This window comes from Sutcliffiella rhizosphaerae, from assembly GCF_917563925.1.
GTDB lineage: Bacteria > Bacillota > Bacilli > Bacillales > Bacillaceae_I > Sutcliffiella_A > Sutcliffiella_A rhizosphaerae.
In genome coordinates this window covers 36,920-52,831 of sequence record NZ_CAKJTJ010000001.1, presented here as the reverse complement: position 1 = coordinate 52,831, position 15,912 = coordinate 36,920, and the positions used below count along the sequence as shown (strand labels likewise).

Sequence of the window (15,912 nt, the reverse complement as noted above, 5' to 3'; positions counted from 1 at the left end):
TGCTTGTCACTTACCTATTATAATGTAGGAGTACTTTACTTGTAAACAAGCGTTTGTATCTAGTTTGTGACGATTACATGATAAGTTCATTTTTTCCAAGCTTATCTAGTTTATGCATACATATTTTTTATATGAGAGTGCATGAAATCATTCATTCAACATATTATCGTGCAATTTGTAAGGTTAAGGAAATGCATAGGGATTTTGACCAAATTAATAGAGAATATTTCAATAGGTGGTCTTCCAGCCTGTTCCTCGTTATAATGGAGTGGAGAAAGTACATGAAGGATGATGAAAGAATGACAAATAAAAAGATTGTATTTACAGGCGGTGGGTCAGCAGGCCATGTAACACCAAACATTGCTATTATGAATAAATTAAAAGCTGATGGATGGAGCATTACATATATCGGCTCACGGAAAGGCATAGAAGAAGAAATTATCGGCAATGAAAAAGTACCTTTTCATGGCATATCCAGTGGAAAATTAAGACGATATTTTGACTGGAAAAATTTTACCGATCCTCTGCTCATCATGAAAGGTGCATTCGAGGCGCTGTTTATTTTAAGAAAAGAAAAACCAAAAGTAGTTTTTTCCAAAGGGGGATTTGTCACTGTTCCAGTGGTAATGGCAGCAAAAATGCTCCAAATACCGGTTATCATACATGAGTCTGATATCACTCCTGGTCTTGCTAATAAAATTGCAACAAAGTTCGCTACAAAAGTACTTGTTACCTTTGATGAGACGTTAAACCACTTTCCTAACAATAAAGTTCTTTTTACTGGTTCACCAATCCGGGAAGAGCTGTTCAAAGGGAGAGAACTTGAAGGAAGAGCATGGCTTGGTTTTCATGATAAAAAGCCAATCCTCACCATTATGGGAGGAAGCCTTGGAGCCAGAAAAATCAATGAGACTCTTAGGAAGCTTTTAGATTCTTTAACAGAGGAGTATCAAATTGTCCACATTTGTGGAAAGGGGAATATGGATCCTTCTTTCCAAGGGATAAAGGGATATAAGCAGTTTGAATATATTAATCAAGAGCTTCCAGATGTACTTGCCGCATCTGAATTTATTATTTCAAGAGCAGGTGCAAATTCGATTTTTGAATTTTTGGCATTGCGAAAGCCAATGCTTTTGATTCCACTTTCCCGCCAGGCAAGCAGAGGAGATCAAATATTAAACGCACAATCTTTTGAAAAGAAAGGCTTCGCTAAAGTACTTTTTGAAGAGGAGTTAACAACAGAGTCATTAAAAAGTCAATTAGATTCCTTAAAAGCAGAGAAAGCAACATTGCAGAAGAAAATGACGGAGAATAGCGCACCGAACACGTTAGAAATTATACTTCAAGAAATTGTGAAAGCAGCGAAGTAAACCAAGAACCAATCTACATTACTAGTAGGTTGGTTTTTTTATATATGTAAAATGTAACATTAAGGGCAGACTAGAAACATATACAGTGCTAGCAAGAGATTTTTTGAGAAGGGAGGCTTATATCTATGAAAAAGCAATCATTAAAATTGTTTACTATTTCTTTGATAGCCTTTGTCATTATCATTTCAGTACTTCTATACTTCTTTTCAGAACACTTCACACGTTCTTGGCTACCAATTGATAACGGCTTTGGAGATTCTATCTCTATTTCTCCCAATGACGATACCATTATTTTTTCTTTTTATCAAAGCGGTGATGCTGCTTTGTATCAAGCAAATATAGATGGGACGATGGTAAATCAATTAACCTATCCAAGAGAAGATGAAAGTCACATTCAACCTCGCTATTCTAACGATGGGCGTAAGATTTTATTTCTTTCTCAGGAAAAGGGAAAGGGAGAGATAAAACAAACACTATATGTGATGGACGCGAACGGATCCAATCTTACAAAGGTTACGGATGGGGAAGAACTAATTACAGATGCCATCTTTTCAGAAGATAATCAATGTATTTATTACCTCAGTGCACAAAGCTATATGGACGATGAAGGTCCAACTACGATAAACCTTTTTAAAAGAACACTTGCAGGAGGAGACAAGCAACAACTAACATCTGATAACAGTTTCAAAAAAAGAAGTTTATCCCTCACTTCGAGCGGAAGGAAGCTAGGATATATAGATTATCATATAAACAAAAAAAATGAGGTGGATTCTTCTTTCGTCATATTTGATACTACAACAAATGAAAAAAAAGAAATAATCCCAGAAATGGATTATCACTATAACATCTTATATAGCGCCAAAATATCACCTGATGGAAGTGTCATTGCATTTTCAGCTGGAAGTGAAAATCCAAGGGAAAAATCAGAGTACATTTACGAACTCTACACAATGGATCTCACTAATAATGAAGTACAGAGCATTACAAGCTTCCGTACTTTAATAACAGAGCCTGTATTTTATTATGGAAAGGACAGGTTGTTATTTATTCAAGATCAAGGATGGATGCGGAGAAAGCCGAACTATAAGCTGTGGGGAGTTGATATCGAAGGTAATGATATCCACTTCATCACCTTGCAAATGCCACAATTTTCAGGTACTGCACTTTAGTACATTTATAGTTAATTCATTTAAACCTGATAAGCATATAAAAAGGCATGGTCCAAGATAGCTTGGACCATGCAACTACTGAAAACTATAGTTGTTTTACCTAGAAATTTTTAAAACATTGGTAATAAGTAATTGATGATAAACCAAATGACACCGAAGAATATTACTAAATAGGCGGTATATTTTATGAAAGTGGAAGCGACCATTCCTCTATCTTCTTTTGTTTCTCTTTTATCAACTCTTACATCTTTGTCTTCCATGGCTTATTCCTCCTCGTTCGTTTACCTACTATTTACCCTTATACTTAAGGACTAAACTACTTTTATTTGAAATAAAATAAATACAATTATATGGATGAAAAATGAAGTTTAGGAAAGTTTAGTGTTAAAATCCATCATAATTCGACAAAAACAGAGACAACTTTCCCAACCAGGACTTTATATCTATAACTGTTAGGAAAAGATATAATAAAAGGTAACTTAAATATTAGAAATAATAGTGATTACATTCTTATTCTACAATTTGTACAAAATGAATATGTCAGAGGTATAATATGAAAAAGAAATGGCAGCAATATATTCCTTTAATCTATTTATTATTTGGAGTGATATGGCTAACTCTTTCTGATTATTGGATTTACGTCCTAAAACAAAATAATTATATCGAATTATCCGAGTATATTAATTTACTGAAGGGTTGGTTTTTTCTTATCTTAACTACCATCCTAATTCATCTGACAATGAAAAAGCATGTTGCTTTTAAGGAGTTGGAACAAAAAGAACAAGAACTTTCCACCCTTATTAATAACATGCCCGATTTTGTTTGCTTCAAAGATGGTGAGGGACGATGGTTAAAGACCAATGACTATGGTCTTTCCTTGTATGAATTACAGAATGTTGACTATAAAGGGAAAACAGATCTAGAACTTGGAGAGTTCTCCCCTTTTTTTAAGGAAGCGTTTCAGTATTGTACAGAGACAGATAGACAAACTTGGGAAGGTCGGGAAATAAGTCGAGCGGAAGAATCCTTCTTTTTGGCAAACGGAGAAAGGAAGACCTTCGACGTCATTAAAGTCCCTCTTTTTTATCCAGATGGAAAAAGAAAGGCGCTTGTCACTATTGGAAGAGATATTAGTTCTTTGAAAAAGGCTGAACAATTACTCCTCATGAAAGAAAAATTGTCTGTGGCAGGAGAGTTATCAGCAGGTATTGCACATGAAATAAGAAATCCTCTTACATCTATAAAAGGTTTTATGCAACTTATAGATAGATCTGGTAAAGCAGACAAGCACCATGTTGATCTTGTTTTATCAGAGATAGATAGAATCAATGAAATCGTCTCGGAGTTACTGGTCCTCTCCAAACCACAAAATAAAGAACTTCAATCAGTTGAAGTTTCAGAAATTATTGAATACGTCATTAAATTAGTCGATAATGAAGCCCGTAATAATAATATTACGTTAAATATTCAGCAACAGTATGAGGGAATAACGGTAAAAGGTGATAAGAATAATCTGAAGCAAGTACTCATTAATCTTATCAAAAACGCAATGGAGGCAATGCCATCCGGGGGTACCATCGTTATCAACTGTCAACAAATCTCGAATAGACAAGTTAATCTTGAAGTGATAGATGATGGGGATGGAATCAGTGAAACTGACATTACAAAGATAGGTGATCCATTCTTTACCTCAAAGGAAAGAGGAATGGGTTTAGGTCTTACCATTACCAAAAAAATTATCCAGGATCATGATGGATCCTTACAAATCAATAGTAAAAAAGGGAAAGGTACAACTGTTAGCATTATTCTACCTACACCATAAAAAATGTGCTTTTGATAGAAGATAGATGACCAAGCCATTTATAGCATCATGCATAAACTATATCGTGTGCAGCTTCCTTCTCCTTTCGTACACGGGATTATTTTGGACAGAGATGCTTCTGTCCTTTTTTTGTTGAAGAGAATTTACAGTATGTATAAAGCTATTTTTGGTACCAGAACCAAATCACTGAGAGAGTTCATATCAAGTCAAATTTTGCGTGGCGCTTTTCTAATATTGCAGGGTGTAAAAAGAAAAATGAGGGTATATACATGATATTAGTAGGAAAAAGTGGGGGATAAATTTGACTAAGAAAATATATGACTTAATTGGAGTAGGGATTGGTCCTTTTAATTTGGGAATTGCTGCTTTACTGGATGATGTGCCAGAAGTGGAGGCAATTTTTTTTGATCAAGAGGAAAGCTTTAATTGGCATCCTGGGATGTTGATAGAGCAAACTGATCTTCAAGTTCCGTTTCTTGCGGATTTAGTAACATTTGCAAAGCCAACAAGTAGATACAGTTTTTTAAATTTTGTACATGAAAAAAACAGATTATATCAATTTTATTTTTACAGACGTTTTGATATACCTAGGCGTGAATATAATTTATATACAAAATGGGTAGTTGAGCAGCTTCCTAATTGCCATTTCAAATCAGAGGTAATGAATGTAACGAAATGCAGCGAAGGTTATGAAGTAAAAGTGAAAAACACAGTAACGAATGAAACCCATGTTTATTTTACCAAACATATTGTTGTTGGAACTGGGAGTGTTCCATTCCTTCCAGAAAATGTAGTACAAAATGAACATATCATACATACAAGTGATTATCTTCAAGCAGCAGAAGATATCAAAAATGCTCGCTCTGTTCTTGTCGTTGGCTCAGGACAAAGTGCAGCTGAGGTTTTTTATGAGCTATTGGAAAATCAGAAGCATTTCCAATATTCATTAACTTGGTTAACCAGGTCTCCGCAAATTTCACAGCTTGAAATGGCAAAGTTGGGGCAGGAAGTGTTTTCACCGGATTATGTGAGCTATTTTCAAAGTCTATCCTATAGTAAAAGAAAAGACGCAATCGATAGAATGGATACAGTTAGGAATGGCGTTGATAAAGAAACGTTAATTAACATCTATAATCTATTATATAATCGCTCAGTTGAAGGGAAGGAGAGGAACATAACGATTCAGCCATTAACGGAGATAACAGGTATAAATGAAACCGACGGGAAACTAGAGGTCCATTGCCTGCAATGGGAAAAAGAAATGGAATTTTCGATAGAAGTGGACAAGGTAGTGTTGGCAACCGGATATAAGCCAAATATTCCACAATGGATATGGGATAAAAAAGAGGAATTAGAATGGGAAAGCCCAAGAGAGTTCAAGGTCGATGAAAAATTCCGACTCATTCAAAAAGGAAAAAAAGACCATCATATTTACATTTCTACAAATTTAGAACATTCACATGGCACAGCAGCGACAAATTTGAGTCTGGCAGTTATGCGAAATCAGGCTATTATCAATGATGTCGCTGGAAAAGAGGTTTATCCAATTCCGAAGAATACGATCTTTCAACAGTTTGTTCCAGGTGATTGAAACACGTTTACTTTATAGCAAGACGGGTATTTTATTGGTGTATAACCTTAGGCAGGGCACCCAGCCAATTATTGAACAAAGGAGACGTTAGAGATGAGTAAAAAAATCGCAGTACTATTAACCAATGAATTTGAAGACTCAGAATACACGGAGCCTGAAAAAGCATTTAAGGAAGCTGGACATCAATTAACCGTTATTGAAAAATCAAAAGGAGAGACGGTAAAAGGAAAAAAAAATCAAACAGAAGTTACTACAGATGCAGGAATCGAAGATGTAGATCCATCTGATTTTGACGCTCTTTTTATTCCAGGAGGTTTTTCACCGGATATTCTCCGCGCAGATGATCGCTTTGTCACGTTTGCGAAGGCATTTATGGATGATAAAAAGCCAGTATTTGCAATCTGTCATGGTCCACAACTTCTAATTACAGCTGAAGCATTAAAAGGTCGAGATGTGACAGGGTACACATCTATTAAAGTCGATCTGCAGAACGCTGGAGCAAACTATCATGATAAAGAAGTGGTAGTCTGCCACGATCAGCTTGTTTCCAGTCGGACACCAGATGACATTCCAGCGTTTATTAGAGAGTCATTAAAGCTTTTGTAAAACAAAATAAAAAAGGACTGGCTATTTGATAGTTCCAGTTTGTAGATAAAAGGGGTTCGGAATGGTCATATTCCGAACCCCTTTTGAGATTCAGTGACGAAAGGGTTCACAAAAACCTGTGGAAAGCACCGTGCTTGGAACGGAAGGGTCATACAAAATTTGTAGACGCTCCCACTTAATTTCGGGGGTTCCTAAAGTAAGGGCTAGAAGAAAAAGCAAGTTCTTTTTTTGAAACATTTAGTCTGATTTTATTGTCAATGTTTCTTTTTTTGGAAAGTATATATTAATTAGAAATAATTAAATCTATGTGTATAAGGCTAAAAGCACAGTGTGAAGACAAAGGTACTTTTTCTTAAAGTTAATGCAATTCCCATGTTGATCGTAGTGAAAGACGCGAAGACTCCTGCGGGAGGAAGGGACATGGGAAACCCCACAGGACGCAGTCCGAGGAGGTTCCCGGACCGCCCGCGGAAAGCGAAGCGTCTGTAACGAAGATCAACAGTTCAATGCAAAGTCTAAAAAAATGGGTTTGTCACCAGTCTGAGCATTTTCTATATAGAAAATACAATTCCTTTGCCAATAATTAGTGAAATAAAATCCCTTCTTTTCCCATAAAATTTTACTGGAATACGATTTTAATTATCTTCTTTTAATCTATAAAATGGCAGTGGAAATTGTTCTATATATTTCAATGTCAAATTATCTAGTAATTCTATAGGTTCGACAAACTATTGTAAATTATTTGAATAATTAGACTCATATTTTTATAGTTTAATTGAATCAGAATAATAATACTGTTATAATATTAAGAAAATTGTAAGTATTTTGTAATATAAGGGGGGAAGTCAATGAATTTGTATATTTCCGTGGATATGGAAGGTATTAGTGGTTTAGTAGATCATACCCATGTGGACTCTCGATTACATAATTATGAACGTGGTCGAAAAATAATGACACAGGAAGCTAATGCGGCAGTAACGACCGCATTTGAAAAGGGCTGGAATGAAGTAGTTGTCAATGACAGTCATTCCAAAATGAACAATATATTAATAGAGGAGCTCCATCCTGATACAAAGTTAATTACTGGTGATGTGAAACCCTTCTCAATGGTACAAGGATTAGATGAAAGCTTTGATGCTGCCATTTTTATCGGTTATCATGCGAGAGCATCTTTAAAAGGCGTCATGACCCATTCCATGATATTTGGAGTAAGAAATATGTACATAAATGATGTTCAGATTGGAGAATTAGGGTTTAATGCTTATGTAGCTGGATATTATGGAGTTCCAGTAATCATGGTTGCTGGGGATGATCAGGCAGCTCTAGAAGCTGAAGCACTCATTCCTGGGATACATTGCGCAGTTGTAAAGGAAGCCGTATCCCGATCGGCCGCAAAATCATTCACACCTGAAAAAGCACAATCTTTAATAAAAAAACAGGTTTCCATTGCATTAAACGATTATCAAAACATCAAACCTTTAGTTCCACCAGATAAACCTACCCTACGTATTGAATTTGCTAATTACGGTCAAGCCGAATGGGCAAATCTAATGCCTGGAACCCAGATTGAACCTGGAACAACAACTGTTACATTTCAGGCAAAAGATATTAAAGAAGCCTATCAAGCAATGCTTGTCATGACGGAGCTCGCCATGAGAACAACTTTTAATTAAGCCATATAGGGTAAGAAAGCGTGAGTGAAAGAATGGGAACTTTTATAGCGAAAAGATTAGTTGCAATGCTCATTACGTTATGGGTAATCATCACATTGACTTTTTTTCTCATGCATGCCATTCCTGGGTCCCCGCTCAATGAAGAGCGATCTACCAGTGAGGTAGTACAGCGAAATCTGGAAGCTCATTATCATTTGGACAAGCCGATTCCTGTTCAGTATGTGATGTATTTAAAAACGCTTGTGACATTAGATTTTGGTCCATCTATCAAACAACCATCCCAAACAGTTAATGATATGTTAGGGAGAGGATTTCCCATCTCCTTTGAACTTGGGATGATCACACTGACAATTGCAGTAATATCAGGGATTTTTCTTGGTGTCATTGCCGCACTGAAACGTAATGGTGTTATTGATTATATGGCCATGACATTTGCCGTGTTTGGTATTTCGATACCCAATTTTGTTCTAGCTACATTTTTAATCCAACATATTGCCGTGGGATTAGGGTGGCTTCCTCCTGCTACATGGGCAAGCTGGAAGCATATGATATTACCGACACTCGCACTTGCAACTGGTCCGATGGCGATTATTGCAAGATTAACGAGAGCTAGCATGGCAGAAGTTCTTACCCAAGACTACATACGTACAGCTAAAGCAAAAGGGTTATCTCCAGTGAAAATTATTTTCAAACACGCTTTGCGTAATGCTTTACTGCCAGTTGTAACTATCCTAGGAACTTTAGCTGCGGGAATTTTGACTGGGACGTTTGTCATCGAAAAGATTTTTGCGATACCAGGAATGGGTAAATATTTCGTGGATAGCATTAATACCCGTGACTATCCGGTAATTATGGGAACGACTGTATTTTATAGTGCCTTTCTGATATTGATGCTTTTTATTGTAGACATTGCTTACGGGATATTAGACCCTCGAATAAAGCTGCATAAGAAGGAGGGGACCTAATATGGCAGAGCGGAAGTGGAAAGAAAACCAGCACAACAATGTGCCTGATGATTGGTTTAAACCCCTTGATAAGAAGAAGGGTGATGCAGAAGCTGTTGTAAGGCCAAGTTTGTCCTATTGGCAGGATGCTTGGAGGAGATTGCTAAAAAACAAGCTTGCTATGGCTGGCTTAGTTTTCTTAGTTCTATTGACGATTATGGCCATTTTCGGACCGATTTTTTCCCCGCATAGTGTGACCCAAACTAACTTACCAAACCAAAATCAAGCACCATCCTCTACTCATCTTTTTGGCACAGATGAACTAGGAAGGGATGTATTCACCAGAACGTGGTATGGTGCTCGAATTTCTTTATTTGTCGGATTGATGGCAGCATTAATAGATTTTCTCATTGGTGTAATTTATGGTGGAGTTGCTGGTTATAAAGGTGGTAGAACGGATAATGCCATGATGCGTGTGGTCGAAGTGTTATATGGGTTACCTTATCTACTTGTCGTTATTTTATTGATGGTGGTAATGGGACCTGGACTTTTGACGATCATTATTGCGTTAACTGTTACGGGATGGGTAGGGATGGCCAGGATAGTCAGGGGGCAAGTCCTACAGATTAAAAACTATGAATTTGTACTTGCATCTAAGACTTTCGGAACCAAGACGTCTCGAATTATTAGAAAAAATCTATTGCCCAACACGATGGGGCCGATCATCGTTCAAATGACATTGACTGTACCTGCGGCAATATTTGCAGAGGCATTTTTAAGTTTTTTAGGTCTAGGTGTACAAGCTCCATATGCAAGCTGGGGAGTAATGGCGAATGATGGTTTATCTACCATCATATCTGGTCATTGGTGGCGCTTGTTCTTTCCTGCATTTTTCATCTCCATGACGATGTTTGCTTTTAATGTACTCGGAGATGGACTGCAAGATGCCCTTGATCCAAAGTTGAGGAGGTAATGGACAGCATGGAAAAAATTCTACAAGTAAATGACCTGCATGTATCTTTCTCAACATATGGTGGGGAAGTCAAAGCTGTAAGAGGAGTGAATTTCGACCTTCATAAAGGAGAAACTCTGGCTATTGTAGGAGAATCCGGTTGTGGGAAGAGCGTTACCTCCCAAAGTATCATGCGGCTGATACCAGAGCCGCCTGGTAAAATCACCAAAGGTTCGATTCTTTTTAAAAATAAGGATCTAACGAAACTTTCTGAACCGGAATTGCGCAAAATCAGAGGGGCAGATATTTCCATGATTTTTCAAGACCCAATGACTGCGTTGAATCCTACTCTAACTATTGGGGACCAAATAATGGAGGGAATTATCCAACATAAAAAAGTGTCAAAAACAGAAGCAAAAAAACAAGCACTTGAAATGCTTCAACTTGTTGGAATTCCTAGTCCGATAGAACGACTTAAACAATATCCTCACGAATTTAGTGGTGGGATGAGGCAGCGTATTGTCATCGCGATGTCACTCGTATGCCAGCCGGAAATTTTGATTGCAGATGAGCCGACAACTGCTTTGGATGTCACTATACAGGCGCAAATCTTACGTTTATTTAAAGATATTCAACAAAAAACGGGTGTTTCCATTATTCTTATCACACATGATCTTGGTGTGGTGGCACAAGTTGCGGATAGGGTTGCCGTCATGTATGCAGGAAGGATTGTAGAAGCAGGTAACAGGCGAGAGATTTTCTACAAAGGGGAGCATCCATATACAAAAGGTCTCCTGAATTCTGTTCCACGCTTGGATTTAGATGGAGAGGAGTTAGTCCCAATTGTCGGCTCACCGCCAGATTTATTTTCACCACCTGTTGGATGTGCGTTTGCTGCAAGATGTGACTATGCCATGGAAGTTTGTGAACGGGTGTATCCGATGAAGACGGCTTTGTCAGAGGAACATTATGTGGACTGTTGGCTTCAAGATCCGAGAGCACCTAAACCAATAAAAACAGTGATTTCTACTATAAGATAATACTTATAGTGAAATAGATTCATGGTGTCATCTAATATAAAACAAAGGGGAGTTTTCATGAAGAAGCTATTGTTTTTACTAATGACAGCGATGCTTGTGTTCGTTCTTGCTGCCTGTACAGCAGGTGAAAATGCAGGTACAGACAACACAAGTGAAGGGAACAACAATAATGATAATACTACTGAAGAGAAGATTTTACGTCTGAACAATGGATCAGAGCCAACGTCTTTAGATCCACCGATTGGGTTTGATTCATATTCCTGGAATGCCTTAAACAACTTGATGGAAGGGTTAACACGATTGAACGACGAGCATCTTCCTCAAGAAGCTACTGCAGAGAAATGGGATGTCTCAGAAGATGGAAAAACATACACTTTCTACATTCGTGACAATGCAAAATGGTCCAATGGTGATGATGTAACTGCAGGAGATTTTGAATTTGCCTGGAAGCGACTTTTGAATCCGGATACTGCATCTCCAGCTGCTTTCCTTGGCTATTTTATCGAAGGGGCAGAAGCATTTAATAATGGAGAAGGTTCTGCTGAAGATGTAGCAGTAAAAGCGTTAGATGAGAAAACGTTGGAGGTTACACTTGTAGCACCCCAAACATATTTCTTGAGCGTCATTACAAACCCGGCATTCTTCCCAGTAAATGAAAAAATAGCAACGGATAATCCGCAATGGTTTGCAGAGGCAGAATCATTTGTCGGAAACGGCCCGTTTAACTTAGCAGAATGGCAACATGAAAGCCACTTTGTGATGGAAAAAAATGATCAATATTGGGATGCAGCAACCGTTAAGCTCGATAAAGTCCATTGGGCGATGGTAAACGACTCCAATACCGAATACCAAATGTACCAAACAGGAGACCTTGATACTTCTGGTGTACCAGCAGATGTGAGTGAATCGTTATTTGCAGAAGGAAAAGTAAATGTAGGAGAGCAAGCAGGAACTTACTTCTTCCGCTTTGGTGTAGAACAGGAGCCATTCCAAAATGCTAATATTCGTAAAGCTTTTGCACTGGCAGTAAATCAACAGGACATTGTGGATTACATTACAAAACGTGAAGAAGAGCCTGCGAAAGGCTTTGTTTCGACAGGATTTACAGATCCGTCAGGAAATGATTTCCGTGCAACAAATGGGGATCTTGTTTCTTTCAATGCCGAAGAAGCAAAAGCGTTATTGGAAAAAGGAATGGAAGAGGAAGGGTATGAAACTTTACCGGAAGTAACCTTAACGTATAACACTAGTGATGAGCACAAACGTATTGCCGAAACCATTCAGCAAATGTTTAAAGATAATCTTGGAGTAGATGTGAAGCTGGCTAACATGGAGTGGAATGTTTTCCTTGATGCTCAGCGTAATCTAGAATTCCAATTTTCACGTAGCTCGTTCCTAGCAGACTACGCAGATCCAATTAACTTCCTAGAGAATTTCCAAACGGGTCACACAATGAACCGTACTGGTTGGACAAATGCAAAATATGATGAGTTAATTCAAAATGCATTAAATGAAGCCGATGAAGCAAAGCGTTTTGAATTAATGTATGAAGCTGAAAAGGTTTTATTTGAGGAAATGCCAATCATTCCACTGTATTTCTATAACCATGTTTATTTACAAAACGAAACGGTTAAAGGAATTGTTCGTCACCCAGTAGGTTATATTGAACTGAAATGGGCAGATAAAGAATAATATGAAAATGGGTGTTCATTGAACACCCATTTTGATGAAATTACAGCTTATTCTATACATATACATCTAAAAAAAGGTATATCAGAAGGGGGATAAATCTATGCTGCCACAAAGGTTGAAAAAAGGGGACACAGTTGGCATCATTGCACCTGCAAGTCCGCCTAAGCAAGAAAAATTGGAAAAGGCACTAACCTTTTTAGAAGAAGATCTGGGATTAAAAATAAAGCTCGGAAAGTATGTGGATTCTCCGTATGGCTATCTTGCTGCAAAGGATGAGGAAAGATTAGAAGACCTTCATGCGATGTTTCTTGATAATGAAGTGAAGGCAATCATTTGTGCATGTGGAGGCTATGGGACTGCTAGAATTGCTTCTAATATAGATTATGAGATTATCAAAAATAATCCAAAAATTTTTTGGGGCTATAGTGATATTACCTTTCTTCATCAGTCTTTCCTTCAAAAAGCAAATCTAGTAACCTTTCATGGACCGATGTTAAGCTCTGATATTGGTTTAGATAATCCTCATCCGATTTCTAAGCTTGGATTTCAACAACTTTTTGAACCAATGGAAACGGTATATTCCGAAGACTTTTCGTCCCTTGATGTACTAAAGGAAGGGATTGTGAGGGGAGAAATAGTTGGAGGGAATTTAACACTATTAGTTAGCTCACTAGGCACTCCATTTGAACTAAACACGAAAGGGAAAATACTATTTTTGGAAGATATTGACGAACAGCCTTACAAGGTTGATAGAATGCTAAATCAATTAAAGATGGCCGGAAAATTTGAAGATGCCAATGGAATTGTAATCGGTGATTTCCATAATTGTGTACCTGATGAGGGAAAAGACTCTTTAAGTTTAGAAGAGGTCATTAGCCAACATGTACTTGGTGCGGGAAAACCTACTATGAAAGGCTTTAAATTTGGCCATTGCACCCCTCATATCGCTATTCCACATGGAACACATGCTGAACTCAATACCCACAACAAAACACTGATCATTCAACCCGGAGTACAATGACAGGAGGAATTGTATGTTCATTCAACAGCTAGAAACATTCCGCACGAACGTTCCATTAACAAAACCCTTCAAAACCGCACTGCGCACTGTTTATGAAGCAGAGGCGGTGATCGTTAAACTAATGTGTGATAATGGTATCACAGGTTGGGGAGAGGCACCTCCAACTCATGTTATAACAGGTGACAGTTTGGAGAGTATGGAGTATGTCATTCAACATATTATGAAACCGTTATTTATGAACCAAAATCTTTTAAACTATGAACCTTTATTACAGCAATTACATAAAGCGATAATTAGAAATTCGAGCGCAAAAGCAGCCGTAGATATGGCGATATACGATTGTTTAGCACAGCATAGTAAGCTACCACTTTATCAATATTTGGGTGGTGCTAGGTCAGAACTTGAGACCGATTATACAGTTAGTGTTAATTCCCCAAAAGAGATGGGAGAAGATGCGCTATTTTACTTAGAGCAGGGCTTTAATGTATTAAAGATAAAGGTTGGAAAAGATACAATTAACACAGATATTGAAAGAATAAGGGAAATACGTGACCGAGTTGGCAGCAAGGTGAAAATAAGGCTGGATGCAAATCAAGGGTGGACTGCGAAAGATGCAATTCGAGGAATTCGAAAGATGGAGGATCTTGGACTAGATATCGAACTAGTCGAACAGCCGGTTATTGCACACGATATAGTGGGATTAAAGCAAGTGACCGATCAAGTAGACACTCCAATTATGGCAGATGAAAGTATTTTTACCACAGAACAGGCAATTCAGGTGTTAAAAACAAGAAGTGCAGACCTTATCAACATTAAGCTAATGAAAGCTGGAGGAATCTTTCAGGCTGAAAAGATTAATAGTATTGCAGAAGCATTTGGCGTTGAGTGCATGGTTGGGAGTATGATAGAAACTCGTCTAGGGATAACAGCGGCAGCCCATTTTGCAGCAAGCAAACAAAATATTACCCGCTTTGATTTTGATGCACCACTTATGCTCGCGAAAGATATTGTCATAGGAGGAATCCTTTACAACGGAAGTAATATAACGTTTCCAAAAGACTATGGGCTTGGAATAACAGACGTAAAAGTGCAAGGGGGAGTTAGTGTTGAGTAAATATATCATAAATGTACCAGTAGCGACAATTTGGACTTCCTATGATTCTCCTAGATCAATCGACCAAAAAGCAGTTAGTAACCCAACAGATATAAAAGGTTGGCTTTCCTCATTGAATTATGAAACGAGGCTGGAGCTCTGCAATGCTAACCTTATACAATCCCAGCTGCTTTATGGACAGGAACTGTTGATGCTAGACGAAAAAGAAGAATATTATCATATAATTGCTTTGACGCAAAGCTCTTCAAAAGATGAACGGGGGTATCCAGGCTGGATTCCTAAAAACCAGGTAGCAGAAGTTGAAAATTGGGATATTACAAATGGTGCAATTGTTATTGTTCAAAATAATATTTCCACTCTTTCTTCTAAAGATGGAGTACCTATTACTGAACTAAGCTTCCAGACAATTCTACCGTTTTTAGAGAGTAAAGAAAACGTTGTAATGGTCAAGCTTCCCAATGGTGAAGTCGGTCAATTAAAAAGAGGCGATGTTACCGTTATTGATAGTTGGAATGATGTAACGAAAGGATCCGGAGAGGATATTGTCAGTTCGGGAGAAAAATTTTTAGATCTCCCCTATCTTTGGGGAGGAATGAGCGGTTTTGGAATGGATTGCTCAGGATTTAGTTACACAATGTGCAAAGCGAATGGCTATATTATCCCTCGTGATGCAACAGATCAAGCAAAGGAAGGGAAAGAAATAGCGATTCATTCAATTAAACCAGGAGACCTATTGTTCTTTGCTTATGAAGAAGGAAAAGGAAAGATTCACCATGTAGGTATCTATTATGGTGAAGATAAGCTTCTTCATTCACCTAAAACAGGTCGAGATATTGAAATCCTACCGATGAAGGATACGATTTATGAAAAGGAATTATGTGTAGCAAGAAGGTATTGGCTAAAGGACGGCGAATAGAT

At 37.7% G+C, this 15,912-nt stretch carries 14 protein-coding genes; 13 read left to right on the top strand and 1 reads right to left on the bottom strand.

The annotated features are described in order from the left end of the window. The first annotated feature begins 299 nt into the window (after nucleotides 1-299). Nucleotides 300-1,370 carry an undecaprenyldiphospho-muramoylpentapeptide beta-N-acetylglucosaminyltransferase gene (locus tag LRP81_RS00280; protein WP_230499558.1) on the top strand — a complete coding sequence of 357 codons (1,071 nt, stop codon included), beginning with the start codon at nucleotides 300-302 and terminating at the stop codon, nucleotides 1,368-1,370. A gap of 125 nt (nucleotides 1,371-1,495) precedes the next feature. Next, entirely contained in the window at nucleotides 1,496-2,539 is a 1,044-nt protein-coding gene (locus LRP81_RS00275) for a TolB-like translocation protein (protein ID WP_230499236.1), read from the top strand. A gap of 110 nt (nucleotides 2,540-2,649) precedes the next feature. Here LRP81_RS00275 and LRP81_RS00270 read toward each other — a convergent pair whose 3' ends face one another. Next, complete coding sequence (locus tag LRP81_RS00270; RefSeq protein ID WP_230499235.1) at nucleotides 2,650-2,799, bottom strand: hypothetical protein; 150 nt, start codon at nucleotides 2,797-2,799, stop codon at nucleotides 2,650-2,652. A 293-nt stretch (nucleotides 2,800-3,092) separates the two neighbouring features. Here LRP81_RS00270 and LRP81_RS00265 point away from each other — a divergent pair, with 293 nt between their 5' ends. From LRP81_RS00265 to LRP81_RS00215, 11 genes are all read left to right on the top strand, one after another. Beyond that, nucleotides 3,093-4,361, top strand: coding sequence for an ATP-binding protein (locus LRP81_RS00265; RefSeq protein WP_230499234.1), 1,269 nt, complete (start codon nucleotides 3,093-3,095; stop codon nucleotides 4,359-4,361). A 301-nt stretch (nucleotides 4,362-4,662) separates the two neighbouring features. Next, complete coding sequence (locus LRP81_RS00260) at nucleotides 4,663-5,952, top strand: lysine N(6)-hydroxylase/L-ornithine N(5)-oxygenase family protein (RefSeq protein WP_230499233.1); 1,290 nt, start codon at nucleotides 4,663-4,665, stop codon at nucleotides 5,950-5,952. Nucleotides 5,953-6,045: 93 nt separating this feature from the next. Beyond that, entirely contained in the window at nucleotides 6,046-6,558 is a 513-nt protein-coding gene (locus LRP81_RS00255) for a type 1 glutamine amidotransferase domain-containing protein (RefSeq protein ID WP_230499232.1), read from the top strand. Nucleotides 6,559-7,406: 848 nt separating this feature from the next. Then, on the top strand, nucleotides 7,407-8,231 hold the full coding sequence (locus LRP81_RS00250; protein ID WP_230499231.1) for a M55 family metallopeptidase: 825 nt from the start codon (nucleotides 7,407-7,409) through the stop codon (nucleotides 8,229-8,231). Between the two features lie 32 nt (nucleotides 8,232-8,263). Further along, nucleotides 8,264-9,196: an ABC transporter permease gene (locus LRP81_RS00245; RefSeq protein ID WP_230499557.1), complete on the top strand. Its 933-nt coding sequence runs from the start codon at nucleotides 8,264-8,266 to the stop codon at nucleotides 9,194-9,196. Nucleotide 9,197: 1 nt separating this feature from the next. Beyond that, on the top strand, nucleotides 9,198-10,148 hold the full coding sequence (locus LRP81_RS00240; RefSeq protein ID WP_230499230.1) for an ABC transporter permease: 951 nt from the start codon (nucleotides 9,198-9,200) through the stop codon (nucleotides 10,146-10,148). A gap of 8 nt (nucleotides 10,149-10,156) precedes the next feature. Next, nucleotides 10,157-11,167 (top strand): ABC transporter ATP-binding protein, encoded by a 1,011-nt coding sequence (locus LRP81_RS00235; protein WP_230499229.1) that lies wholly within the window; start codon nucleotides 10,157-10,159, stop codon nucleotides 11,165-11,167. Nucleotides 11,168-11,224: 57 nt separating this feature from the next. Beyond that, nucleotides 11,225-12,859, top strand: coding sequence for a peptide ABC transporter substrate-binding protein (locus tag LRP81_RS00230; protein ID WP_230499228.1), 1,635 nt, complete (start codon nucleotides 11,225-11,227; stop codon nucleotides 12,857-12,859). A 100-nt stretch (nucleotides 12,860-12,959) separates the two neighbouring features. After that, the gene (locus tag LRP81_RS00225; RefSeq protein WP_230499227.1) at nucleotides 12,960-13,880 is read left to right on the top strand and encodes a S66 peptidase family protein; all 921 of its coding nucleotides are present in this window, start codon (nucleotides 12,960-12,962) and stop codon (nucleotides 13,878-13,880) included. A 13-nt stretch (nucleotides 13,881-13,893) separates the two neighbouring features. After that, nucleotides 13,894-14,994, top strand: coding sequence for a dipeptide epimerase (locus tag LRP81_RS00220; protein WP_230499226.1), 1,101 nt, complete (start codon nucleotides 13,894-13,896; stop codon nucleotides 14,992-14,994). Then, entirely contained in the window at nucleotides 14,987-15,910 is a 924-nt protein-coding gene (locus LRP81_RS00215) for a C40 family peptidase (RefSeq protein ID WP_230499225.1), read from the top strand. Before LRP81_RS00220 ends, LRP81_RS00215 begins: the two co-directional genes overlap by 8 nt. Nucleotides 15,911-15,912: the final 2 nt, after the last annotated feature.